At 44.8% G+C, this 24,276-nt stretch carries 17 protein-coding genes; 4 read left to right on the top strand and 13 right to left on the bottom strand.

Translation table 11 applies throughout. The features are described 5' to 3' along the window. Nucleotides 1-246: 246 nt before the first annotated feature. Complete coding sequence (cynS, locus tag QUB64_RS19265) at nt 247-690, bottom strand: cyanase (protein WP_333273596.1); 444 nt, start codon at nt 688-690, stop codon at nt 247-249. Between the two features lie 585 nt (nt 691-1,275). Here cynS and QUB64_RS19260 point away from each other — a divergent pair. Further along, on the top strand, nt 1,276-1,620 hold the full coding sequence (locus QUB64_RS19260) for a slr1659 superfamily regulator (RefSeq protein ID WP_333273593.1): 345 nt from the start codon (nt 1,276-1,278) through the stop codon (nt 1,618-1,620). Nucleotides 1,621-1,770: 150 nt separating this feature from the next. Further along, nucleotides 1,771-3,912 carry a sensor histidine kinase gene (locus QUB64_RS19255; RefSeq protein WP_333273590.1) on the top strand — a complete coding sequence of 714 codons (2,142 nt, stop codon included), beginning with the start codon at nt 1,771-1,773 and terminating at the stop codon, nt 3,910-3,912. 377 nt (nt 3,913-4,289) lie between these two features. Here QUB64_RS19255 and QUB64_RS19250 read toward each other — a convergent pair whose 3' ends face one another. Next, on the bottom strand, nt 4,290-4,538 hold the full coding sequence (locus tag QUB64_RS19250) for a hypothetical protein (protein WP_333273587.1): 249 nt from the start codon (nt 4,536-4,538) through the stop codon (nt 4,290-4,292). 238 nt (nt 4,539-4,776) lie between these two features. Between QUB64_RS19250 and QUB64_RS19245 the strand changes: the two genes are divergently transcribed. Together QUB64_RS19245 and QUB64_RS19240 are read left to right on the top strand one after the other, a co-directional pair. After that, complete coding sequence (locus tag QUB64_RS19245; protein WP_333273584.1) at nt 4,777-5,049, top strand: hypothetical protein; 273 nt, start codon at nt 4,777-4,779, stop codon at nt 5,047-5,049. An 83-nt stretch (nt 5,050-5,132) separates the two neighbouring features. Beyond that, nucleotides 5,133-7,766, top strand: a complete 2,634-nt coding sequence (locus QUB64_RS19240) for a PAS domain S-box protein (RefSeq protein ID WP_333273581.1) — start codon at nt 5,133-5,135, stop codon at nt 7,764-7,766. A 55-nt stretch (nt 7,767-7,821) separates the two neighbouring features. Here the strand turns inward: QUB64_RS19240 and QUB64_RS19235 are convergent, their stop codons facing one another. The 11 genes from QUB64_RS19235 to QUB64_RS19185 form a co-directional block, all read right to left on the bottom strand. Then, the gene (locus QUB64_RS19235) at nt 7,822-8,283 is read right to left on the bottom strand and encodes a VOC family protein (RefSeq protein ID WP_333273578.1); all 462 of its coding nucleotides are present in this window, start codon (nt 8,281-8,283) and stop codon (nt 7,822-7,824) included. Between the two features lie 150 nt (nt 8,284-8,433). Continuing rightward, nucleotides 8,434-8,577: a hypothetical protein gene (locus QUB64_RS19230; RefSeq protein ID WP_293337446.1), complete on the bottom strand. Its 144-nt coding sequence runs from the start codon at nt 8,575-8,577 to the stop codon at nt 8,434-8,436. A 269-nt stretch (nt 8,578-8,846) separates the two neighbouring features. Next, nucleotides 8,847-9,332, bottom strand: coding sequence for a glutathione peroxidase (locus QUB64_RS19225; RefSeq protein ID WP_333273571.1), 486 nt, complete (start codon nt 9,330-9,332; stop codon nt 8,847-8,849). Between the two features lie 142 nt (nt 9,333-9,474). Next, the gene (locus QUB64_RS19220) at nt 9,475-10,386 is read right to left on the bottom strand and encodes a YsnF/AvaK domain-containing protein (RefSeq protein WP_333273568.1); all 912 of its coding nucleotides are present in this window, start codon (nt 10,384-10,386) and stop codon (nt 9,475-9,477) included. Between the two features lie 360 nt (nt 10,387-10,746). Next, nucleotides 10,747-11,619, bottom strand: coding sequence for a DUF2382 domain-containing protein (locus QUB64_RS19215; protein WP_333273565.1), 873 nt, complete (start codon nt 11,617-11,619; stop codon nt 10,747-10,749). Between the two features lie 382 nt (nt 11,620-12,001). Next, nucleotides 12,002-12,511: a DUF1499 domain-containing protein gene (locus tag QUB64_RS19210; protein WP_333273560.1), complete on the bottom strand. Its 510-nt coding sequence runs from the start codon at nt 12,509-12,511 to the stop codon at nt 12,002-12,004. A 576-nt stretch (nt 12,512-13,087) separates the two neighbouring features. Next, entirely contained in the window at nt 13,088-14,746 is a 1,659-nt protein-coding gene (locus QUB64_RS19205; protein ID WP_333273557.1) for an adenylate/guanylate cyclase domain-containing protein, read from the bottom strand. Beyond that, a complete protein-coding gene (locus tag QUB64_RS19200) occupies nt 14,721-17,294 on the bottom strand; it encodes a response regulator (RefSeq protein WP_333273555.1) in 2,574 nt (857 codons plus the stop codon). The genes QUB64_RS19205 and QUB64_RS19200 overlap by 26 nt, the downstream gene beginning before the upstream one ends. After that, complete coding sequence (locus QUB64_RS19195) at nt 17,291-17,683, bottom strand: response regulator (protein ID WP_333273552.1); 393 nt, start codon at nt 17,681-17,683, stop codon at nt 17,291-17,293. Before QUB64_RS19195 ends, QUB64_RS19200 begins: the two co-directional genes overlap by 4 nt. Before the next feature lie 430 nt (nt 17,684-18,113). Further along, nucleotides 18,114-19,538 (bottom strand): hybrid sensor histidine kinase/response regulator, encoded by a 1,425-nt coding sequence (locus QUB64_RS19190; RefSeq protein ID WP_333273550.1) that lies wholly within the window; start codon nt 19,536-19,538, stop codon nt 18,114-18,116. Between the two features lie 6 nt (nt 19,539-19,544). After that, complete coding sequence (locus QUB64_RS19185) at nt 19,545-23,489, bottom strand: PAS domain S-box protein (protein ID WP_442921680.1); 3,945 nt, start codon at nt 23,487-23,489, stop codon at nt 19,545-19,547. Nucleotides 23,490-24,276: the final 787 nt, after the last annotated feature.

The following is a 24,276-nucleotide window of genomic DNA, read 5'->3' as shown; positions in this document are numbered from 1 at the left end:
ACTTCGCTCAGTCGAACGATTTTAGATTTGAGATTTACTCCACGGATAAATTTTGGAGGTTGAACCTTCGTCTAAAACTTAGGGCTCTACACGAGTTAAGTCAGGGGCTTGTCTCGGTTTTTTGCCCGATCGAGCTTCGCGTTCTCTATTTCTAAGTTAACACTTTTGAGCCATGAGTCATTAGTCATGACTCATGCAACCAAATTTTGATTTTTTTATTTTCCCTGGAAGCAAAGCTGCACTGGCTTACCATTTTTTGTATTCCAAAAATTTTCCCGACATAATTATTTTCACTCGATCGCCTTTGGGGTCGGCTTCTTTCTCAACATCCAAAGTAAAGTCGATCGCGCTCATAATCCCGTCACCAAATTTTTCGTGGATCACTGCTTTGAGCGGCATCCCGTACACCTGCATAATTTCATAGAAGCGATAAATCAGCGGGTCAACTGGAACTGCTGCATCCAAAGAACCTTTTAACGGAGGTTCGCACAGCACCGCAGCCGTCTCGCTATCCAATCCCAAAGCCGAGACAATTTTTTCGGCTTCATCGACCGATGCAGTAGCTTGACGGTAAATAACCGCAGCAATCCAAACTTCGTCGCGACCCAAAACTTTTTCCAATTCGGCAAAACTAATTCCCTTAGCTTTTTTAGCAGCCAAAAGCTTTTCTGTAATTTCTGAAATGGCCATTAAATATTCTCCTACTCACTGCGGTGCAAGAATATGAAATATCTCTCACATTTGGGTGATTTTGTCAATAGTAATTTGAGAAAAAAAACCGAATTGATAATTCGGAACTTCAGCAAAAGCTGGTCTCGTCAACCCCACAACTCATACAATTTTAGATGGGAGATTAAAGACTTGAAGAATTGGCAATGACTGATGACTACCAGGGTTGAGAGCGGGTCTACAGTTGCATTCTTGTTTAAAACTGGTATCGCAACTGAGAAATCCCCAAATAACTCATAACTGCCCTGTGGCAATGATACAGTTGGCAGTAGATCTAGTGCAAGTTACACCAACAAAGACAAACGGCAGAAATTCGCTCGTGCCAGCCTCACCAGATCCCAAAAAGCGATACCAGCTCCCGACAGGAGTCGCCAGCCGCCCAAAATTTTAGCTCGAAGTTCCTGCTCCCACATTCAATGCTGCAAGTAAATCTCAAATCTCCAATGCCCCAATCTCAAATCGAAAAATGGAAAATCGACTGACGCTCCATCCTCGCTCCCCGAGCTTTGGCTCCTTTACCGCTCACAACCGACAACTGACAAAAGTATGGATATTCAGACCAAAGATTACACCATCGAGTACGATCGCGCTACCCAAACAGTTACCTGCTGCGGCTCGTTTCGGCTCAGCCAGATCGAAGAATACGCGCCGATCGTCGATCTGCTCAACGAAGTGGCGGACTCTGCGCCCAATACCATTACTCTAGACTTGCGAAAACTCGAATTTTTAAATAGTTCAGGAATTAACATTATATCAAAATTTGTCATCAAAGTGCGCCAGCAAAAAAATATTCAAATCGCCATACAAGGCTCAAAACAGATACCCTGGCAGGGAAAATCGCTGAAAAACTTGCAGCGGCTGATGCCTTCCTTGCACTTAGAATTGGAATAGTAAATTGCACAAGGTAAAGGTGTTCGCCTGTCCCGCCTCCGGGAACCAGGATGAGGGCACCTGAACTTAATGCGAATAAGTCATAGTTAAGTTAGCAGCAAACCGCAAAAACTTCTTTCTCAGACTAAAAATAACCAATTTTCAATTGCTATGCAGGAAGAACCATCGAGAGAACAGCTACTTTTGGACGTTCAGCGACTGAGTGCGGAACTTGAAAACTTGAAACGCGAAAAGTCCGATCTAGAAATCTTGCTGGAGACTACCACCCAACATTCGGATACGATGGAAGCTCACTTGCTCTCTAAAGCTGAGCTGGCAGTGCGCGAAAGCGAACAGCAGTTTCGGGCGATCGCCTCGGCAACTCCCGTTCCGGTATTGGTTTCTCGCCTCTCGGACGGCTTAATTTTGTATGCAAACGCTCAATTGGCTTCTCTGCTAAACATACCTCTAGAAGAATTGATCGGCTGCTGCACTCCAGACTTTTACCTCAACCCCGGCGATCGCCCGCTTGTACTCAATGCCCTCGCCCAAGAGGGATACCTCCAACACTACGAACTCCACTGCAAAAAGTCAGACGGAACGCCTTTCTGGGCAACGATCTCAGTTCAGTCGCTGCTGTTCAACGGTCAGCCGACGGCATTGTGCGCCTTGTACGACCTCACCCAGCGCAAGGAAGCAGAAAAAATTCTCCTAGAGAGCGAAAAGCGGCTGCGCCGTCAGAGTCTGGCTTTGTTGCAGCTAGGTAGGCAGAGGACTCTCAACAGCGGTGCGCTGACTGTGGGAATTCGCGAAATTACCGAGGCTGCCGCCCGCACTTTGGAGGTGGAAAAAGTCAGCGTCTGGCTTTACAACCACGACAAATTTGGCACTGGCTACCCGATCGATCCTCAGCTAAATTTTACCCACAGAGCGATCGCCCACAACCAAAAAGAATGTCTCGATCCAGAGGCGGCCCCCCAAAACGATAACGAGTCAGTCAATCATTCTCAATTTAAAATCCCCAACCTCAAATTAGTTTGTCTCGACTTGTACGATCGCACCTGCGAGCATCATTTGAGCCGCCAGTGCATATCAGCAAGCGATTTAAAATTTTCAATTTTAGATATACAAGACGACGCACCGGGCGAAAATCTAGCTGAAGACAATGGTTTAGAACCGGCGCCGCACACTCAAAACTCGATCGAAACAAATTTGTGCCACTTATCATCGATCGCCGAACATTCCGGTGTCCTGCCGCATAAGAACAAGCCAAACTCATCGATCTTAAATGTAGCAATTAGGCTCGGCGGCCAGATCGTCGGCATCCTCTCTCTAGAACATATCGGCGCGCCCCGCCAGTGGGCTTTGGAGGAACGCACCTTCGCCGATTCTTTAGCAAATTTAGTCGCGCTGGCGATCGAAGGATTTGAACGCCAGCGAGCTCAGGAAGCACTCTCCAAAGCCAAAGCGCAGCTAGAAATGACCGTCGATCAGCGCACCGCTCAAATCACCGCCACCAATCAACTGCTCCGCAGCGAAATTGCCGAGCGCAAAAGAGCCGAAATCGCCTTGCAAGAAGCCTTACACAAAGCAGAAGCAGCTTCCAGAGCTAAAAGCACTTTTTTAGCCAATATGAGCCACGAACTGCGGACGCCGCTCAACGCGATTATCGGTTACAGCGAAATGCTAGAAGAAGAAGCACTGGACTCCGGACTCGATGACTTCATCCCCGATACCCAAAAAATTCGTAACGCCGGCAAACACTTGCTGACTTTAATTAACGATATTCTCGACCTTTCTAAGATAGAAGCCGGTCGGATGGAGGTTTACTTAGAAGAATTTGACCTCGGCAATTTAATAGAAGAAGTTGTTGCAACTTTGCACCCTTTAGTTGAAAAAAATCACAATCAATTAGAAGTTTCTTGCTCTCCAAATTTGGGAGTAATGTATGCAGATTTAACTAAAGTCAGGCAAATTTTGTTTAATTTGCTCTCAAATGCCCTCAAGTTTACCGAAGGTGGAACGGTGCTGTTGGGCGCCACTCGCGAGCCAGCAGGCGATAGCGATTGGGTTTATTTGCAAGTATCTGATACGGGGATTGGAATGTCTGAACAACAGCAGCAGGGTTTGTTTCAACCTTTTATGCAAGGGGATGCTTCGACTACTCGCAAGTACGGAGGCACTGGTTTGGGATTGGCGATTAGCCGCTTGTTTTGCCAGATGATGGGTGGCGATATCACTCTTGAGAGTCAGTTAGGTGTTGGCTCTACTTTTACTGTTCAATTAAAGGTCAAAGTAGATATTAGTCAGTAGTCATTTGTCATTTGTCAGTTGTCATTGGTAATGGGAATTGGGCATGGGGCATGGGGCATGGGGCATGGGGCATTGGGCAAACAGGTAATCGGTAATCGGTAATCGGTAATCGGTAATCGATAATTGATAATTGATAATGAGTAATCGGTAATCGGTAATCGGTAATCGATAATGAGTAATCGATAATGAGTAATCGATAATGAGTAATCGATAATCGGTAATCGATAATGAGTAATCGGTAATGAGTAATCGATAATGAGTAATCGATAATGAGTAATCGGTCATTTAACTCGTTACCAGTAATGGCTTGGTAAAGAATAACGACTCTAAAAGCGAGATTTTTTAATTCCCAATTACCAATTACCAATTACCAATTCTCAATTCCCTGTTTGGCCTGCGCGGGCCAATTCCCCACTGCCCTGTTTGGCCGATGCCCTATGCCCCATGCCCCATGCCCTGCTTGGCCAATGCCCAATGACAACTGACTTGTTAATTGTGACACCGATCGCGATCGACCTCTGTTGCCGATCGCACTGTCGCATTTTTTCCCAGCCTAGAATACCTGCATTATCCCAAACTTGTGCCACAACCAGGATATAGCGCCTTGCGGCAGACAAGTCGCACATCAACCTGATTAAGGGGGGGTGGGGTATTGCTTGTAGAAAGGCAATTTGGTAAAAGTAATGCTATGGTCGCTAACCAGTAGAAGGCAAAAGTTAACAGGACATCAGGAATTACCAAAGGTCTCTGAAGGCAGAAACACAATTCTGCTTTTTGCCTTCAAACTGCTGCCTCTACTGCCGAGATAGCAGTTTGAAGCCTTCATCAGTGCAGAAGTTCTCAAAATCAAAGGAGTGCATCGAGATGATTAAACCTTGCAGTCAACCGCTAAAAATAAATCCTTTCACTTCTTATCGCGATCCCGCTACAGGCAAATGGACTGTAGTTCCCACAGTTCAGAATGTTTGCGAAACAGACTCTAGTTTGAAACCCAAAGCCGAAAGCGAAAACGAAAGTAAAGTAGAAACAAGTCTTTCTGCTGCGCCGGCTGTCTCGCTGCCGAAAAAACGCTTTTCCTTCTCCTTGCCTCCGCTTAAAAAGCTTGCTAAAAAATCGGCTGTCACTGTCAGTAGCTAGCCATCGCCGGGGCATAATCTAGCTTCCACGGTTGCGCCCGGGCGATCGCCAAACAAAAAAAACGAACTTATCCCTAGCATAAATTGCCAAAAAGCGATATACTGACAGCAAACTTTCTCCTCACAATATCCGTGAAGTATTTGCTCGATCGCTTCGTCCACTTTGTCTGGACAGACCGACCAATTCGCCAGCGGGGAACAGTCATCGTTGCTATCCCCGTGATTTGTCTGTTTGCTTCGCTGAGTGCAATTGCAGGACTCCGGGATACTTCCATACAAGTAAGAAGGCGAATAGATACTAATAAAGCAATACTTCAGGAAACCAACCGCCTGTTAACGGCGGTGGTGGATGCGGAAACAGGCATTCGGGGTTACGGGTTGACGAAGCGCCGCGAATTTCTCGAACCCTACTTAGAAGCAAAAAAGAGTTTGCCTCCGCTGCTGGCAAAACTTCAGGTTATGGTTCGAGGAAATCAACTGCAAGCTCTGGAATTTGAAGAAATAAAAAAAATCACCGAACAGCAAATAAATTTCTTGCAAAATAGTTTGAATAAGCTCGATAGTTCGGCAACAAAAGTGCAGTCTTCGGCAAGAGTTGAGTTGTTCGCTCAAGGCAAGTTGAAGATGGATAAGCAGCGCGACAAAATTGATGCGTTTGCTGATGCCAGCGAAGCCTACCAGAAAGCTCAAGAGCAAAAAATACGGGAGTTGAGAGATTTAACTAATTTCGTGCAAGTTGCTGGTTTGGTGGTAGGCTGTTTGGGGGGAGCGGCTGCCTGGTATTTATTTAATAGTTTAGAGCAGGAATTGAGGAAGCGGCAAGCAGGCTTGGAAGAAAGTAAAACTCGCATTCAAGCTGTGGTAGATAATGCGGCAGACGGCATTATTACTTTGGACGAATCGGGAAATATTGAGTCTTTTAATGCGGCAGCAGAACGGATTTTTGGCGAAAAAGCCGATCGCACAATTGGCTCGAACCTGCGCCGGCTGATAGCTCAACCGCAGCCGGACAGCAGTGCGGGGGATTATGCGATCGAATATTTTATGTTAAATCCCGATGCTAAGCTGAAGACTTACCAGCAAGAAACAGTGGGAGTCCGCAGCGACGGAACAAAGTTTCCGATGGAGCTTTCCATCAGCGAAATGCGTCTGGCAAATCAACGCTTGTTAATTGCAATTTGCCGCGATGCGGGAGGAAGGAAACAAGCTGAAGAAACTCTCCGCAAGCAAGCGCAAATGCTGGATTTGGCGAACGATACGATCGCGGTACTCGACTTGAACGGGGTGATTTATTATTGGAATTTGGGGGCTAAGTGGCTCTACGGGTGGCGGAAGTCGGAAGCAATCGGAAAAAATATTCACGAGCTTTTGCGCACAGAATGGACGCAGCCTTTCGAGGAAATTCACAAAGTATTTTTCGAGCGGGGATATTGGCAAGGCGAACTGGTGCGCACCAAGCAAGACGGCACAAAAATCACGGTGGCGAGTCGGTGGACTTTGCAGCGCGACGAGGAAGATAAACCGCTGGCTATTTTGGAAATCAGCAACGATATTAGCGATCGCAAACGCTCAGAAATTGCTTTAGCCGAAAGCGCGCAGCGGTTTCGCGATACTTTTGAACAAGCAGCAGTCGGCATGGCTCAAGCCAGTGTGGATGGCAAGTTGCTGTTAGTCAATCAAAAACTTTGCGAAATTGTCGGCTACAGCCGTCAAGAATTGATGGCTAAAAAATTTCAGGATATTACTTTTGGGGAAGATTTAGGAAACGAACTGGAACTTTTAGGCCAATTGTTAGCAGAAGAAATTGATAATTACTGTATAGAAAAGCGCTATGTCTGCAAAGACGGAGAGTTAGTATGGGTAAACTTGACGGTTTCGCTGCTGCAAGAACAAAATGGCACTCAATTTCTGATGGGTGTGATCGAAGATATTAGCAAACGCAAAGAAGCTGAGGAATCGCTGCGGTTGCGCGCTGAAGAATTGAGTTGGACGGCGAAATCGCTGGCTCAAACCATGAATGTTGTGAGAAAGCGCAATCAAGAATTAGACCAGTTTGCTTATGTAGTTTCTCACGATTTGAAAGCGCCGCTCAGGGCGATCGCAAATCTCAGCAGTTGGATAGAAGAAGACCTCAGCGACTCAATGACAGAGGATACTCTGCACCAAATGAACCTGCTGCGCGGCAGAGTTCACAGGATGGAATCATTGATTGAGGGACTGCTGCAATATTCCCGCGTCGGACGCATTCAAGTAGCTTCAGAAACGGTAAAAGTTGGGAAATTATTAGCAGAAATAATTGATTCTTTGGCGCCGCCCTCGGGATTTGAGGTGAAAGTTGAACCGGGAATGCCAACTTTTGTGACCGAAAAATTGGCGTTGCAGCAAGTTTTTTCTAATTTAATTAGCAACGCCATCAAACACAAGAGAAATGAATTCGGCCGCGTAAACATATCGTTTAAGGAGTTAGAGACTTTTTACGAGTTTGCTGTAGCTGATGACGGGCCCGGGATTGCTCCTCAATATCACGATAAAGTTTTTGTGATTTTTCAGACATTGGAAGCTCGCGATAAAGTTGAAAATACTGGGATTGGTTTGTCGCTAGTGAAGAAGATTGTCGAAGGTCAAGGCGGCACTATTTCTCTGGAATCGGCCGAAGGTGAGGGAGCAACTTTTCGGTTTACTTGGCCAAAGCCACCTATTAGCAAAGATCCAAAGTGAAACAACTCGCGTCTGTAGGATCTGCACTGCGCACCGCGAGGCTGCTAGGGCTTGTTTAAGCTGGATCGCAGCGGATTTCGATGATAAATCCATCGGGATCGTAGAAGTAAATTCCGCGTCCTGTAGCGCGCGTGACGGGGCCGCTGTCGATCGCAATTTCATTTGACTTTAGCACTTCCAAAGCGCGATCGAACAAATCGCGATCGATATGGAAGGCCAAGTGGTTAGCGCGAGTAAAAGGTTTCTGGGGATCTGGGTTTGGCGGTTCCAAATCTGGCTGCCAAAATAAGTCAATCACAGTCCCGTCTGGAGTGATGAAATTAGCGACTTTACCAGCAGCTACCATTTCTGTTAAACTTGCGGGAATGTCTGCACCTGTGAGTTCGTGCAAGCCGAGAATTGTACCGTAAAAGTGGCGGGAAGCCTTCATGTCTCGCACGTTTAAAGCGATATGGTGAACGCGGCGCAAGTTCCCCGGCGCGAGGACAATTTTGACGGTGCTGTCGGTAGTTTGCATGGTTGTCAATTGCTAGTGTTAAAATTGGATGCTGTGAAATGTATTCTAAGTTTGTAGTGAGGACTTCAGTCCTCAGATTTCTATGAGGACTGAAGTCCTCACTACGAACCAATTTTAAGTTTGATCGTGAGGACTTAATCTCAATTGTTGTTACTTTTCTTTAGGGAACGATGCCATACCTACAAAGAGCATCGCCAGCCCGCCTCCGAGAATCGCGAACGCCAGTAAACCTACAGCTAAATCTAATCCCGATGTATTTTCCATTAAATTAAACCATTCTCCAATTAAATCCAATCATCAGTATTTATTAATTGCTGATTGCTTGTCAACAATGAGGAAGATCAGAAAAAAACAAGCTAACTAACCGTAGGGTGCGTCAGGGGAAAAATTGTTAGTCTGTATGCAAAACATTCAGCCCTGACGCACCCTACCATAACTAATAGTAGTAGGGTGGGTCAGGGGGAAAATTATTAGTCTGTATGCAAAACATTCAGCCCTGACGCACCCTACAATAACTAAACATCCATCCGTTACATTGGTTGAAAAATCCGTTATCGAACTTCTTATTTTGCCAATTCTCGCTCAATCGCAGCGATTAATTCGGGCGAATCAGGGCCCACGCTGCTGCGGAATCTGGCAACCACTTCACCTTGTTTGCTAACTAAGAATTTCTCAAAATTCCAGGAAACCTCACCCTTGGGCTCGACTGCACTTGTCAGCTTAGCGTACAGCGGGTGCTGCTGACTGCCTTTAGCGCTTACTTTGTCAAATAATTCAAAGCTGACGCCGTATTTTGTAGTACAGAAATTGACGATTTCTGCGTTGCTTCCGGGTTCTTGAGCTCCGAAGTCGTTGCAGGGAAATCCTAACACACAAAGGCCCGCAGCGCCGTACTTCTGGCTCAATTCTTCGAGTCCTTTGTATTGAGGTGTATAGCCGCATTTGGAAGCTACGTTAACTATCAAGAGTACCTGGCCGGCGTACTCTCCTAGCTGCTTGTCTGTGCCTGCGATGGTTTTTACGTTAATGTCGGAGATGGTGCTGGGCATTTTCAAATATTTCTAAATTTGACTAGCCCAAGTTTACCGCAAGTCGGTACAATCTGGTCGAGTTGCCGATCGCTCAAAATTTCAAGGTGTTCGATCGTTCGGACTTTAGTCAAGAGTCAAAATCTGAAGACTAAAGTCCTGACTACAAACTAAGTTGATTTTGGTCATTTGAGTGGCTTTCCGTCATCCATTTTTGGTAAGTCTCCTCCAGTTGCTTGTCTTCCAGAACGAGTTCGAGGCGGACTTTGACGCAACCGTGGCGGGGTTGAGAGGCGATCGCATTTAAGATTTTGCTAGCTTTCTGCACAGACGTAAATTCAGCCTTAACTGTCGGTTCCTGGCGATCGCTCTTAATCTCCGTCAAATCTATACCGGTGATGTTCCCCTCGCCCAAATCTATTTCGGCCAACACCTTGGGATCGTCGCCGACTTGTTCGACAATCAACTTTTCCCACTGGATCGGCACTTGTACCATCCGAGTCTCAATTTCTTTGCGGACAATGACTTCGCCCACTTTGCGCTTGCTGCGATTGATCACCAATCGTTCTTCTAGCAGGCGAATTACTTCTCGATCGACAATATCCAAGTCTTCCTCGTCCTCATCTGTCTCTAAATGTTCATTTTTGCGATCGGCCTCTGTTTGATTTAGCATAGGTGTTGAGGGATTGCTGGAGTGGATGTTGCTAAATTCACTCAGCACTTCTGAGGAATTTTCTAAAGAGTGACGATCGGCATTTTCCGAAATTCCCGGCAGCAGGTCTATCTGCTCGGGATTAATACTTAAAAATAAGGATTTTTGGTGATAATCCACTTTTTGCAGCAGCTTAATACTTACTAAAAAAACGCGGGAGTTTTCCCTACCTAGCCCCGCCACCACAAAATTTAGCTGACCGTTACCATCAAAATAGACATCTTTTATTTTGCCTGCTAAGTGACCTTGATTGTCTTTGACTGTAAAACTTTTTAGCTTAGTTCTGACTTTTTCCGGCACCCGGTTGAGACGGGTAGTAGATTTGGCAGTTGCTATTTTTCCGGCTGATGCTTGACCGTTCATGTTTAAAACTTTCCTACTTAGGGCTTTTTATTATCAATTGGGGCGAATTGGTAAAGGCGGGGAAAGTGCATAAACTTTGCCAAAAACCGACAAGTTTCGCACTCCACCCGCCGTTATATAGGAATACGCTTGGGTTAAAACTGTTTAGTCCTCGGAGAACCCCCTAAATCCCCCTTAAAAAGGGGGACTTTAAGAATACTCTTTTCCCCCCTTTCTTAAGGGGGGCTAGGGGGGCTCTGGCTTAACCCAAGCGTATTGCGTCACCTAAGAATTGCGCGATACCACAACCTTTCAAACCTGTGCGGTGACAGCGTGATGTGATGAATGCGCAATTCCTCTGCTATACCTGCTGCGGTTGGTTTAGATAGTTTTGTTATCTACAACCGGAGTGCCATCGGTCTTAATCTCTAATTCTTCACGGCGCAAGGTTTCTTCCGCGTCAACCGTGGTGCGAACAACTTCTTTTCTGACGTTGACTTCTTCGCGCACGTAGGCTTCCTTGTGAATGTCGGCCGTTTCTTCGTAGACTTCCATGCGTGCAACTTCCCCTGATTGGAAGTCAGCCTCACCGACTGAAACTACTCGACCCGCTTCTACGGGCGTTACTCGCTCGATTACGACTCGTTCTTTTTCAATGGGTACTGAAGCTCGCGCTGTTTCAGTTTCCACGCGCTTACCAACTGCTACTTCGCCTGTTTTGGCGCGGTTTTTGTTAGCAATCAAGCGTTCTTCATAAAGCTTGAGATTTTGGTGGTTCTGTTCGTTGGTTTCGTACAGGGGGCGATCCATATCGTAGTTGTAGTTGCTGCGATCGTAGCTAGCAGGAACTGCTGGGGTGGCTGCTGCTGGGGTGACTGCTGCTGGTGCGGCTTGATTGCGGTAGACGCCTCTTACCTGTTCTTCGCCATCGTAGTCTACTGGTTCTAATTCGTTGTAAGCAGGCAGTTGTTCTGCTTGAGCTTTGCTGCGAAGGCCTGTGGCGTGGACGCGACGCGCACCATAGTCGAAGCGGGCAGAGCCGATCGGCAGCAATACTTTTTTGCCAAAAATCCAAATACCGGTATCCACTACCAAATAGCGAAAACGACCCGTTTCATCAACCAAAGCATCATAAACTGTGCCTACTTTTTCATCAGAGTCGCCAGCATAAACATCAAATCCCTTGATGTCGTCTCCAGCAAAAATCTCTTCTTTATAGTTAGGCTCAAAATCTGCAATTCTTTGAAGTGCCATAGTTTTTTTCCTCATTTATCTGGTTAACTTAATAGTAGAAATTAAATGGTTTAGTTCCCTCTCCCTAAAGTCTGAAGTGTACAATCTAGGGCGTTTAATACTATAGGAATACAGCCGGGTGCGATTGAACGAACTCAGCTATTATATTTGGGTTGAGAAGACACGGCTGTTGAAACCGCTGCTTTACAAAATTTCACGCGATCGAGCCAGAGTGTGAAGATAAGCCGCTTAAAATTGCCTTATTTTCTTGATCCCGCTTGGTGTTGAGGAAAGTTTGACTCGGTTAGCGCCCCCAAGCGCCGTGCGCTGTGAGGTAGCAAAATCAAAGCCCCTCCTGCAAACAGGACGGGGCTGTGTTAACACCTAGAAATTATGCTCGCACTTAATTTAGTTGAGATCTGATGGTTTCTATCCTTTTGCGGTTAACTCCTAAATCCGACTGTCCCAAACGCGAAGCCGATCGCACGTGGATGACTTTTGCTGCATCATCTACCAAAAATTCCACATCATCCACAAACCCCATCAAAGAACTGGTGAACTCAGCATACAGGTAATTATCAGTGGCGGTGATAATCTTAGTTTTTGCAGAGGACTCGATCGCCCCTTTGAGCTTAGCCATTGCTTCTTTCGGCGACGAAATGTAGGCCAAAGGCTCAATTTGGTGTTCAGCATCTTGACTGAAGCTGCTGACGCAGTTGGGGGAAGCAGGGCACGCGGCGAGTTTTCCTGACACAATGCCGATATTGGCAGGTCTTTTTCCAGCAAACATGGTTTTTTCTCCGGGAATTAGGACAAAAGTAGCGATCGACAGCACCGCTACCGCTACCAGTGATATTAAAATAACTAGGACTCTTTTCAATGCTGTCGGCGATTTTGTTTCAACTGTTTGCAAAGGATTAGCCCTCCATAAAGTGCAATTTAGATCTAATTTTAATACGCTTGGGTTAACAATTTTTATTGCCCGGAGATCCCCCTCGCATTTCCCTTTTTAAGGCTACCGTGGACACACAACTTGAAAAACTAACGTCATAGCCTTTCGATCCCCCTCGCATACCCCCTACTCCCCCTCTCACGCAGGGGGACGAAAGAAAGATTTTTCTCCAGTTCCCCCCTTTTTTAAGGGGGGCTAGGGGGCAAGAATTCGGGGGGATCTCATGACTTGTGTGTACAGGGTAGCTTTTTAAGGGGGACGCAAGATGAAGTTCTTGTCCTCCCCTTTTTTAAGCAGGGCTGATTCATGCTCAGAAAAATTAGGCTTTTGTAGGGGTAGTGCCCCTACAAAAGCCTACCCCCTCCACCGATGAGCAAGTCGGTCATTTCAGGCTCCTGGGCTGTTCAGGGGGCCACAATGCCCCTACAAGAGAATGAATCAGCCCTGCCCTTTTTAAGGGGGGCGCCAAGGAGATCTGGCCGATCCCAAGCGTATGGGGAGCTAATTTTAATATTAATAGAAATTTACCTCAACAAGTTAAATAGATTGAGTTGGTTCTTCAATCAACCAATAAGTCAGCATTTTTCCTTTACCTTTAATCGAAATCTGACCCCGTTCTTCAAAAATAAACTTCTCTTTCAAACGCTCGTAAGTCGGCGCAGTCACTTGAATTTTACCCGGCAATCCGTTCGACTCCATCCGCGAAGCAACATTCACAGTATCCCCCCACAAATCATAGCTAAATTTGCTAATCCCAATAATTCCAGCCACCACCGAACCGCTGTGAATTCCGATCCGCAATTGAAAATTTTCCCCGATTGTGAGATTAAACTTTCTCAAAGCTGCCTGCATCTCCAAAGCTAAAAGTGCGATCGCCTCCGCGTGATCCACCCGCGCAGTCGGCAAACCCCCAACCACCATGTAAGCATCCCCAATCGTCTTAATCTTTTCCAACCCGTGCAACTCAGACAACCTATCGAACTCCGAGAAAATCCCGTTCAAAATTTCTACCAACTGCGTCGGACTTTTATGAGCCGAAAACTCTGTAAAACCCACCAAATCAGCAAACAATACCGTCACCTCATCAAAATGATCCGCGATCAATTTTTGTTCTTTTTGCAAGCGATCGGCAATAGGTTTCGGTAAAATATTCAGCAGCAATTTCTCTGTTTGCTCTTGCTGCAATTTCAGCGCTGCTTCAGCTTGTTTCCGTTGAATCATCGAACCAAGCTGCGTAGCCACCGCACTCACTAATTCCAGCAAGCGCGGCTGAGGTTCCAGAACGTTCTCGCGATAAAAAATCAAAATAGCTAACACTTGGTCGTCCGCCAAAATTGGCAAACCAAAAGCTGCTTTCAATCCCACATTCACCGCAATTTCCGATCGCAAAAAAACTTGTTCCGGTGCATTAAAAACATCCTCAATCCATTCAGACTGCTGCGACTGCCAAATCCTCCCCGGGAGTCCCACACCGGGAGCAAAAGTTAGCTGCCAACTTGACTTTCGGAATTGGGAAAAACTCGAGTCGCTGACGTACCTGCCTCTAGCACATCTTAAAACGCCGTCACTGCTAGGAATCCAAGCTTCGCCCAGATTCCATTCAATAGTTTGGCAAATTAAACCTAAAATTAAATCTATAGCCGACTCAAAATCCTCAGATTTGCTAATAGCTTGAGTAGCCTCCAGCAGCAATCTTGTTTCCATTTCAACCTGGCGGCGTTCGGCAATTTCCTGGTGCAACTGGACATTTTGAGCGGTCAACTTTTGATTGTTTTCTTGCAATTGCATTTGCAAGGAACGCACAGTAAGTTGATTGCTCACTCGCGCCAATACTTCTTTCAACTGAAAAGGTTTTGTGATATAATCTGCTCCGCCCACTTCAAAAGCTTGTGCCTTATCTATTCCTTCTTCTAGCGCGCTGATAAAAATGATGGGAATCTCCCTAAATTGCGGTTGTAACTTCAATTTTTTACAGAGTTCATAGCCGTTAATATCCGGCATCATAATATCCAGCAAAATTAAGTCGGGTGCGCTAGATTGAATCGCATCTATGGCAGAAAAACCATTAGTAACAGGTCTAACTTTATAGCCATTTTTTTGCAAAATTCTAATCAACAAACGCAGATTATCTGGCGTATCGTCAACTACTAAAATATCTGCTTGATAGTTTTCAGTTTGTTCCGCCTTCATCTCCACGATCTGATTCCTCCGCCTCGGCAATTAAATTGAGAATTTTCTGGTAATCAAAATTATCGAGATGACCCTGAAGGATTTCGGCAAATTCAGGATGAGCATCCCTTAATTCCTCGATTGTCATGGCAATTAAGTCAAAATCAGCACTGCGGATTACCTGCCTCATGTTATCTATCCATTCTGCGGGAAGTGTAGGCAAATAAGCAAGCGCAGCATTAGAGGGGGAGTCAGATAGATGATGGCGATCGCCTGTTGAACTCAAATCCGTTGAATTAGAGTAGAGATACTTCACACCCAAATGTTTGTTGAGGCTATCCAATATATCTGTTTTGCGGAAAGGTTTGCTAATAAAATCGTCGCAGCCGACCAATAAAGCAAACGATCGCCTTCCTTCAATCGTACTAGCTGTCAAAGCAATAATCTTCGGAATCGGCGATGCTTGATGGGCAATATTCATTTCCCCGCTTCCTTGCTGCTCTTGCTCTCTCTGCTGTATTCTGTCCCTAATTTCTTTAGTAGCTTCGTAGCCGTCCATCACGGGCATTCGCACATCCATCAAAATTAAGTGCGGCTGCCAATTTTCCCACATTTCTACTGCTTCGCGGCCGTTGCTAGCCTGTTGCAGCTTGAAACCCAAGGGAGAAAGCATTTTGACTAAAAGTTGGCGGTTGTCTTCGGTATCGTCCACAATTAAAATTCGGTAGCACGGTTGATGTGGTTCCAACCCAGTAACTTCGCGGTTAATTTGGGCGACGGGAATATCAGCAACATAAACCGCACCGACTGGAATTTCCAATTTAAAAGTAGTGCCGAGTTGCAGTTGACTTTCTACAACGATTTCTCCTCCCATCAGGCGGACAAATTCACGGCTGATCGTCAATCCTAAACCCGTGCCTTTCTGACTTTTTTTACCTGATTCTGTTTGCACGAAAGCCTTAAAAATATTGCCCAATTCTTCCGGAGAAATGCCAACTCCTGTATCTTCTATTTCAAATTGAAGAAAAACCACCCTATCCCAAGTTAAATCCTCAGCCTCCTCCTGAAATTCAACTGTTGCCAAATCACTTCTATCGGTCGAAAACTCCCTAATACTTTTTGTAGTATCAAAGCAAGCTGTTGGACTACCCAAGAAATCAACAATTCCCGAACTTTCTAATCTTCTAATTCTTAATAAAATCCCGCCTGTTTGCGTAAATTTAATGGCATTGCTGAGGAGATTTATCAGCACTTGCCGCAGTTTAATATCATCGGTGCGCACGTACTGGGGAACGTCATCCTCGCGCTGAAAAAGCAACTGCAATTCTTGATTTTTTGCCCGCAGTAGAAACATATCTTCCAAGTCGTCAAGCAAGCGGTAGAGGTCGAAATTTTTCGGGTCGAGCATCATCCGCCCCGCTTCGATTTTTGACAAGTCTAAGACTTCATTGATCAGCGTCAGCAAGTGTTCGCCGCTGCGGCGAATAATTCTCATATTTTCTCGGTTTTCGACAGTAAGATTTTGGCTGGCTTCCATGATTTGCGCAAACCCCAGTATGGAATTGAGAGGGGTGCGCAACTCGTGGCTCATATTGGCCAGAAACGTGCTTTTAGCTTTGTTTGCTGCTTCAGCAGCTAATGCGGCTTGTTGCAGTTGTTCTGTGCGTTCGTCAATTTGGGCTTCTAAGGTGTGCTGGTAATCTGCTAGTATTTTTTCGGCTTGTTTGCGATCGCTAATATCTTGAAAAGCTGCGATCGCATAAACAATATTTCCGCTCTCGTCAAAAATCGGCGTAGTATTGATCTCGATCGCAATTATTTTGCCATCTTGACGGATTTCTACATCGTCAACCTTGACAAATTGTCCTTTCAGTGCACGCAAAATTGGCAGATTTTCCGGCGGGTAAAGCTGATCGGTATTGGCAACATAAAGTTGATAAGTAGCAGCTAATTGTTCCGCAGTGCTTTCCGGGATCGTGTCTGCACCCAGCAAATCCCGCGCTGTCTGGTTGAAATAGGCGATCGAGCCATCGCGATTGTAAACAGATACCCCCACTGGCAAAGCTGCTAAAAATTGCTTCAGGCGGCTTTCACTCGCAAACAGCGCCTCATTTACTATCTTTAACTCCTCGTTTACTTCTTGCCTCTTCAGGATTTCATCTGTTAACTTTTGGTCTTGCAAGTAACTGTGAACTGCTTCTACTACCGTTAATTTCAAGTCTTCATTTTGCCAAGGTTTCGGGATATAACGGTACAATTTAGCATACTTGATAGCATTGCTCAGGGCTTGCAAATCAGCTTGCCCCGTCAGCATAATAGTCAGCGTATCCGGCGAGCGTTCGTGAATTTTTTTAAGCAGTTCATCCCCTTTAATATCCGGCATGATATAATCGGAAAGCACCAAAGCAATCTCGTATTCATCAGCCTGCAAATCTGCCAGCAACTCTAAAGCATCAGCCCCCCCTTCAGCCGTTTCAATAATACACCGATCCCCGATCGCCTTTTTCAGTTCAATCTTTAAACTGTTTAAAACATCAGGTTCATCATCAATACAAACAATCACAGGTTTTTTCATAACTTAGCCAGCCCAGATTTGATCGTATCTATTAACTCTTTGCTCTTCCACGGTTTGTACAAACAGCAGTATAAATCGGCTTCTTCTACTGCCCGCTGAACTGCCGCTCGGTCCGCTTGTCCAGTCAACATCACCTTAATAATTTTAGGATATTTTTGGTGAACTTTAATTAACAGTTCGTCACCTTTAATTCCCGGCATCAGCCAATCAGAAACAACCACAATCACCTCAGCTTCTTCTGGAAACTCCTCAAGTAAATCTAAAGCTTCATCACCACTTTCTGCTAATTCGTAAAAGTAATCATCTTTAAATTCATTCTTGAGCTGCATCTTGAGAGTCTTCAAGATATCTGGTTCATCATCAACGCAAAGAATTACAGGCTTATTCATCTTTTACTCTCTGCTTTTATTTGAGTGGGTTTACCGACATGATTTGCTTCTATGTTAGAGATTTCGGGCGAGGATGCAGAAGATCTGTCTCCTATCTTATACCATTTTAGATTTTCCATTTTTCGCATTGAGATTTGAGATGGGGAATCACTTATGAAATAAGGGTTTCGAGCAGGGGCCGACAGTTGCATTCATTTTTTTAAACTGCTATTATTTTAATAGGACTTCCCAAAAGAAACCCAGTCGATCGCCATAAATCTTGTGTTTGTCAGCGAGACAGCCACTCGCGCTGCCGGGAATCAGCCCCAGGGGGTAATACCATTTACCCATTCGAGCATTGAACATTTTCGATTGGGCATCACTAATGAGTATCGGGGTTGGCAGCTTGCTGAGAGTGGCATTCTTTTTTTTTAACTGGGGTAAGTTTTGTTTAATAGACTGGCAGCGAGACTGTAAAGGTTGTCTGCCCCGGAACAGACTCTACAGCAATTGTGCCTTCGTGTTTGTCAACAATTTTTCTCACAATGTCCAATCCCAAACCGCTACCTTCCCCCGCAGATTTAGTCGTAAAAAATGGCTGAAAAATTTTGGGAATAACTTCTGGGGGAATACCTTTGCCATCATCAGTAAATTTGAACACAATATTTGCCTCTTGCTGCTGAGTTTCAATCGTCAAAATACCTTTATAATCCATTGCTTGCAGGGCATTGTGAATGAGATTCGTCCAAACTTGATTCAAGTCATCAGGATAGCACATAATTTTCGGCAGATCTCCATAATTTTTAACTACTTCTATACCGTGTTTCAGTTGATTTTGATAAAGGGTTAACACCGTTTCAATGCCGTCGTGCAAGTTCGCCTCGACTTTTTCTTGATTGCTATCGAAATGAGCGTAGCTTTTCAAGGCAAATACTACTTTTCCCGACTTAGCTGTCGCTCTTTGGATCAGGCTAATACTTTTTTTAAAGCTCGCAAACTGGTAAGCAGTATAGAAAACTACTTCCCAATCCGGCAATTTAAAAAACGGCAACAATTGTTCTATGTTATCGTAAATTTCCATATCAACTAAAGTATCGGCAACTTCTTCAGCATTTTCCACATATTCTGTCATTAAATCCCTCGTCAACTGTTGCTTAAATTTCCGCTTCTCTCTACTGGTAAACAACGTTTCTTGATTGGTCGATCTGTAGAGTAAACTTAAAAAATAAGCTTGGCTTTCTTCAGAAAGTTGTTGAAAAAATTGAGGCATTATTTCTAAATTTTCATCCCAGAAATTAGCAATATTATCAATGGAGGAACCTATAATGCCCAGGGGGGTATTGATTTCGTGGGCAATGCCGGCAATCAGTTGTCCCAGTGCCGCCATTTTTTCCGATTGAATCAAATGCTCTTGGGTGGCTTGAAGTTGGTAGATAGCAGTTGCTAAATCTTGATTTTTTTCTTGCAAACTTTGTTGCAGCGAACAAATTTTTAAATGAGTTTCAATCCGGGCTAAAACTTCTTCCACCTGAAATGGTTTGGTAATAAAGTCCACTCCCCCAACTCCAAAAGCTTTAACTTTATCCATCACGTCGTTAATCGCACTGATGAAAATCACCGGAATGTCTTTTGTTACTTCAGAATCTTTGAGCCGCTGACAAACTTCATAGCCATCCATCTCCGGCATCATAATATCCAGCAGCACTAGATCCGGGGGCATTTTTTGAGCGGCAGACAGTGCTAGCTTGCCGTTGGGAACCGGGCGAACTTGATAGCCTTTTTCGCTCAAAATTCCGGCCAGCAGCCGCAGGTTTTGTGGCGTGTCGTCCACTACTAAAATATTAGCTCGATTGGTGTTCGGTAAAGTTGAATTCATCGGTATTTACTGGTTTTCGCTACGATCGATTATGTTCAAAATTCTGTCATATTCAAAATTATTAATGCAATCTTGAAGCGTGCCAGCCAGAGAGGGGTTGACAGTGCTGATTTGTGCGATCGAACTGGCGATCGCCTCCATGTCCACACTCAAAATATTTTGCTTTAATTGAACCCTCCAGTCTGGAGAAAGAGAGGCGATCGCCTCCGGTGTCAGCACCTCCTGACTAGACTCCCCTACACCCGCGACACTGACGGCTGTCGGATCTTCATAAATATAGCGTACTCCTAAATGTTTCCCGATTGCCGCAAAGATATCCTCTTCTCGGAAAGGTTTCCGCATAAAATCATCGCAACCCGCCGAAAGAATCACCGCCCGTTCTTCCTCCAAAACACTAGCAGTCAGGGCCACAATCGCCGTTGCTTGCCCGCCAGTTGTAGTTTTAATCTGTTTTGTTGCCTCGTACCCGTCCATCACGGGCATTCTCATGTCCATCCAAATCAGATGGGGTTCCCAATCCATAAAAATATCCACCGCTTCTTGACCGTTATTCGCTTCTCTCAACTCAAATCCGAGCGGACTGAGAAGTTTTACCAACAGTTGGCGGTTCAGGGGTTTGTCGTCCACAATTAGCAAGCGGTAACGCGGCTGATTCGGTTCGAGGGCAACAACTCGACGTTGAGCTTTTTTGCTTTCAATATCGGCAGCTTCAACCAGATAAACTTGGATGTCAAACTGAAATATTGTACCCTTTCCGACCTCGCTGCTAACAGTAATTTCACCTCCCATTAATTGCACGAACTGGCGGCTTATCGCCAAACCTAAACCCGTTCCTTCCTGAGAATCTTTACCTGTTGTTGTCTGCACAAATGCTTCAAAAATCTGAGGGATTTCCTCATCAGCAATGCCTGCACCAGTATCTTGAACTTCAAAATGGAGCGAGTAGCGACCGGGTAATTCATCAGGGCTATTTTTGTGTAAATTCCGCTTTCCTCCTTTAACTTGCACCGAAACTCCACCTTCAGCAGTAAATTTAATTGAATTGTTGAGCAAATTAATTAAGACTTGGCGCAATTTCACTTCATCGGTGGAAATGTAATGGGGAACTTCGGCGTCCCGATCGAACATTAATTGCAAGCCTTTTTGCTCAGCTTTGAGAGCAAACATATCTTCTAAATCGTCGATCAGTCGGTACAAATCGAAGCTTTTTTCATTGATAGTAGTGCGTCCGGCTTCGATTTTTGACAAATCTAAAACTTGGTTGATTAAAGCCAGCAAATGCTCGCCGCTCCGCAGGATAATTCCGACATCTTCTTGATTTTCGGGAGACAGATTTTTACTGCGGATCATGACTTGAGCAAAGCCGATGACTGCGTTCAATGGCGATCGCAATTCGTGGCTCATATTGGCGAGAAAGGTACTCTTAGCTTTGTTAGCTGCTTCGGCGGCTTCTTTCGCCTGCTGCATTTTGATTTCCGCTTGTTTGCTATCGGTAATGTCTTTAATAAAACCTTCGTGGTAAAGTAGATTTCCTGCCGCATCGCAGACAGCCCGACAATTTTCGGAAATCCAGATAATGCTACCATCTTTACGATAAATTTCCGATTCAAAGTTAGACAGTATTCCGTACTCGTCGATCAGCGCTACAAATTCGCGGCGGCGGTTGGGTTTCACGTAAAGTCGGTTTTTGAAATTCGGCTGTGCTGCGATTAATTCTGCGGGCGATTCGTAACCGTAGAGTTCAGCTAAAGCGGGGTTAGCGCTGATGTATTTTCCGTCACGAGCAGTTTGAAAAATGCCATTCAAAGCATTTTCATAAATGTTGCGGTACTTTTCTTCTGCTTCGCGGAGGGCGGTTTCTGCTTTTTGGCGATCGGTAATATCGCTCGATATCGACAAAAAACAAGCTTCTCCGTCAATATCGATGGTTTCGATCGACAGCAGCGCCGTTCTTTCTGTACCATTTTTATTGCGAAATCTCAGCTCGTAATTGTGAATTGCCGTCTTATTTTTTAACATTTGAATCATGCGGTCGCGCTCTCCCAAACTCGCCCAAAAATTGAGTTCAACTGCTGTTTTACCAATAATTTCTTCGGGATTGTAGCCCATCATCCGGCAAAAACTATCATTGATTTCTAAGTGACATCCGTCACTAATTCTTGTGATTGTAATCGCATTTGGACTAGAACGAAAAGCTTTAGAAAACTTTTCTTTTGCCTTAGCAAGATCGGCAGTGCGTTCTGCAACTTGCACTGCTAAGTTTTGGTTATATTCTTTTAACAGTTGCTCCGCTAGTTTGCGTTCCGTAATATTTTGAAAAGCGCACATCCCGTAGATAATATTTCCTTGGGCGTCGTAAATAGGAGTTCCCCAAACTTGCAGGGGAACAGTTTTGTCAGTCGAGCAGATTGCTATGTCATCAACAGTTACACTTTTGCCCTGCAAAGCATTTAAAACTGGGTCGCGTTCCGCCGGGTAAATTTCCTGAGTTCCAGCTAAATAAACTTTGTAAGCTTGGCGCAAATTTTCGGCATCTGCTGCTACAATTCCTTGACCTAAAAGTTGCTCTCCTGTAGGATTAATGTAGTGAGGTTGACCGTTTGGCTCGGCAATAAAAATGCCGAGCGGTACTGCATTGAGAAATTGTTTGACTCGGCTTTCGCTTTCCGATAGCGAAGTAAATGAATGCTGCAATTGCTCGGCCATGCTGTTAAAAGCAGCGGCCAGTTCTCCGAGTTCATCTTCGCGATTGAGAGTGAGCTTGGTATCCCATTCATTCCGCGCCAAAGCTTTCGCCGCCGCATTCAATCTTAAAATCGGCTGTACCACCCATTTAGCAGTAAGAATCCCCAGAATTGTCGCCCCGATCAAAGCTGCAACCGACAGCAAAAAAGTGGTGCGCGTATTGGCGTTAATTTGCTCCATAAAGTCGGACTCGGGTACAACTACCACAATCAGCCAATCTAACCCCCGATCGTCTTGAAAAGGAGTTACTTGAATAAAATTTCGCTTCCCGTCAACATCAAAGGTAAGCTGTTGAGAATTCTTGATTTGAGCTAAGCTGTCGTAGGATTTCTCTAAATGCTGTGCGGTTTGGCGAATTACCGGATTCTCGCTTGCTGAAGCTTTGATGCGTTTGGCTTCTTTACCTTCCACCGCGAATTCTTGACCCGCCGTGGAAGTAGCAATTAACATCCCCGATCGCTCCATGACAAAAGTTTGTCCAAACTTGCCAATTTTGAGGCTGACGAGAAATTCTTTGATGCGGGAAAACAGCAAATCGCTGCCAGCTACTCCTAACAGCTTCCCAGCATCATCGTAGATAGGCAAAGCAGCAGTAATTGCCAGTTCTCTGGTCAAGAAATCTGTATAAATTGGAGTCCAAACAGGTTTTTTTGCTAGCGCCGCTGCTACGTACCAAGGGCGAATTCGCGGGTCGTAAATTTTAGGTGAAATTTGCACTAATTCAACGCGGTTTCCCTGAGAGTCAGCAGTATATCGAGCTAATTTATTGCCAGTAGAGCTGTCAGCAGCAGATATCAGAGTCCGATCTTTAGTGCGAATTGCTCCCGAGTGATCTCCATTTTCTTGGGCTACGTAAATGATGCTGATAGAATCAAAATATTGAATTTGTTCGAGGAAATGAAGTTCGAGTTTTTTTGGGTCTTCTAGGTTCAACTGCCCCAATTTTACGCCTTGAACGTTCAGGTGATTGACAATGTGGGGAATTGACATATAATTTTCCATGCGGTCTTTGATGCGATCGCTAATTTCTCCCCGCAACTGAGCGGCCACATCGTTGACCGCGCGCTGACCGTTTTGGAACGACAGCCAACCTACAACTCCTACCGTGCCGACAATTTGCACTAAAAAAGGAAGCACGAGCACAGTTTGTAATGGAGCTTTGCCGAGAATTTTGGTAGCAAAGTGATTCAGCGGTTTAGGAAACATATTCATCCTATGGCAATTTTTAAGTTAGTGATGTACAGATTGGTAATTGGTAATTGGTAATTGGTAATTGGTGATTGGTAATTGGTGATTGGTAATTGGTAATTGGTAATTGGTAATTGGTAATTGGTGATTGGTAATTGGTGATTGGTAATTGGTAATTGGTGATTGGTGATTGGTGATTGGTGATTGGTGATTGGTGATTGGTGATTGGTGATTGGTGATTGGTGATTGGTGATTGTTAAAAAAACTCGTTTATTTGTTGGGAGTGCGTGACCTCATCAACCCGGTTTATGACGATATTTCTCGTTACTCAACCCAAAATTTTTAGTATAAACCGGGTTTCTCACCCCCATAAGTAAGCCCTGTAGATCTTAAAATCTAGGAGGGATATAGCGGTTCTCGGAAAGATGAGGTATTCACCAATTAATTAACAATTACAAAATCCCCCAATCCCCCAATCCCCCAATCTAAAATCTAAAATCTCAACTTGTACCTCATCTATCTGAGACTCGGCTATACACGAGCGAGTATTGTCAAATCCGGTTAATTACCCATTATAAAAAGTGTTTGATCGTGAGGAATGCGAGTCCTCAGATTTCATGAGGACTGGCATTCCTCACGATTGAACCAATTTTATTGTAGTTGTTCGAGCGGATCTGATAGAGCAGTTACCTGAAAATTGCTGTATAGCGGTTATCGAAAAGATGAGGTATTAACCAATTAATTAACAATTACAAAATCCCCGAATCCCCGAATCCCCCAATCTCTCAATCTTCCAATCCTCCAA

The organism is Microcoleus sp. Aus8_D2, assembly GCF_036702665.1.
Taxonomy (GTDB): Bacteria; Cyanobacteriota; Cyanobacteriia; order Cyanobacteriales; family Microcoleaceae; genus Microcoleus.
This window is presented reverse-complemented; position numbering and strand designations above follow the sequence as displayed.

Excerpts from the sequence above, each read along its gene's own strand:
- cynS (WP_333273596.1), bottom strand. The coding sequence starts at position 690 with ATGGCCATTTCAGAAATTACAGAAAAGCTTTTGGCTGCTAAAAAAGCT.
- QUB64_RS19260 (WP_333273593.1), top strand. The coding sequence starts at position 1,276 with ATGGATATTCAGACCAAAGATTACACCATCGAGTACGATCGCGCTACC.
- QUB64_RS19255 (WP_333273590.1), top strand. The coding sequence starts at position 1,771 with ATGCAGGAAGAACCATCGAGAGAACAGCTACTTTTGGACGTTCAGCGA.
- QUB64_RS19250 (WP_333273587.1), bottom strand. The coding sequence starts at position 4,538 with ATGTGCGACTTGTCTGCCGCAAGGCGCTATATCCTGGTTGTGGCACAA.
- QUB64_RS19245 (WP_333273584.1), top strand. The coding sequence starts at position 4,777 with ATGATTAAACCTTGCAGTCAACCGCTAAAAATAAATCCTTTCACTTCT.
- QUB64_RS19235 (WP_333273578.1), bottom strand. The coding sequence starts at position 8,283 with ATGCAAACTACCGACAGCACCGTCAAAATTGTCCTCGCGCCGGGGAAC.
- QUB64_RS19225 (WP_333273571.1), bottom strand. The coding sequence starts at position 9,332 with ATGCCCAGCACCATCTCCGACATTAACGTAAAAACCATCGCAGGCACA.
- QUB64_RS19220 (WP_333273568.1), bottom strand. The coding sequence starts at position 10,386 with ATGAACGGTCAAGCATCAGCCGGAAAAATAGCAACTGCCAAATCTACT.
- QUB64_RS19215 (WP_333273565.1), bottom strand. The coding sequence starts at position 11,619 with ATGGCACTTCAAAGAATTGCAGATTTTGAGCCTAACTATAAAGAAGAG.
- QUB64_RS19200 (WP_333273555.1), bottom strand. The coding sequence starts at position 17,294 with ATGAAAAAACCTGTGATTGTTTGTATTGATGATGAACCTGATGTTTTA.
- QUB64_RS19195 (WP_333273552.1), bottom strand. The coding sequence starts at position 17,683 with ATGAATAAGCCTGTAATTCTTTGCGTTGATGATGAACCAGATATCTTG.
- QUB64_RS19190 (WP_333273550.1), bottom strand. The coding sequence starts at position 19,538 with ATGAATTCAACTTTACCGAACACCAATCGAGCTAATATTTTAGTAGTG.
- QUB64_RS19185 (WP_442921680.1), bottom strand. The coding sequence starts at position 23,489 with ATGTTTCCTAAACCGCTGAATCACTTTGCTACCAAAATTCTCGGCAAA.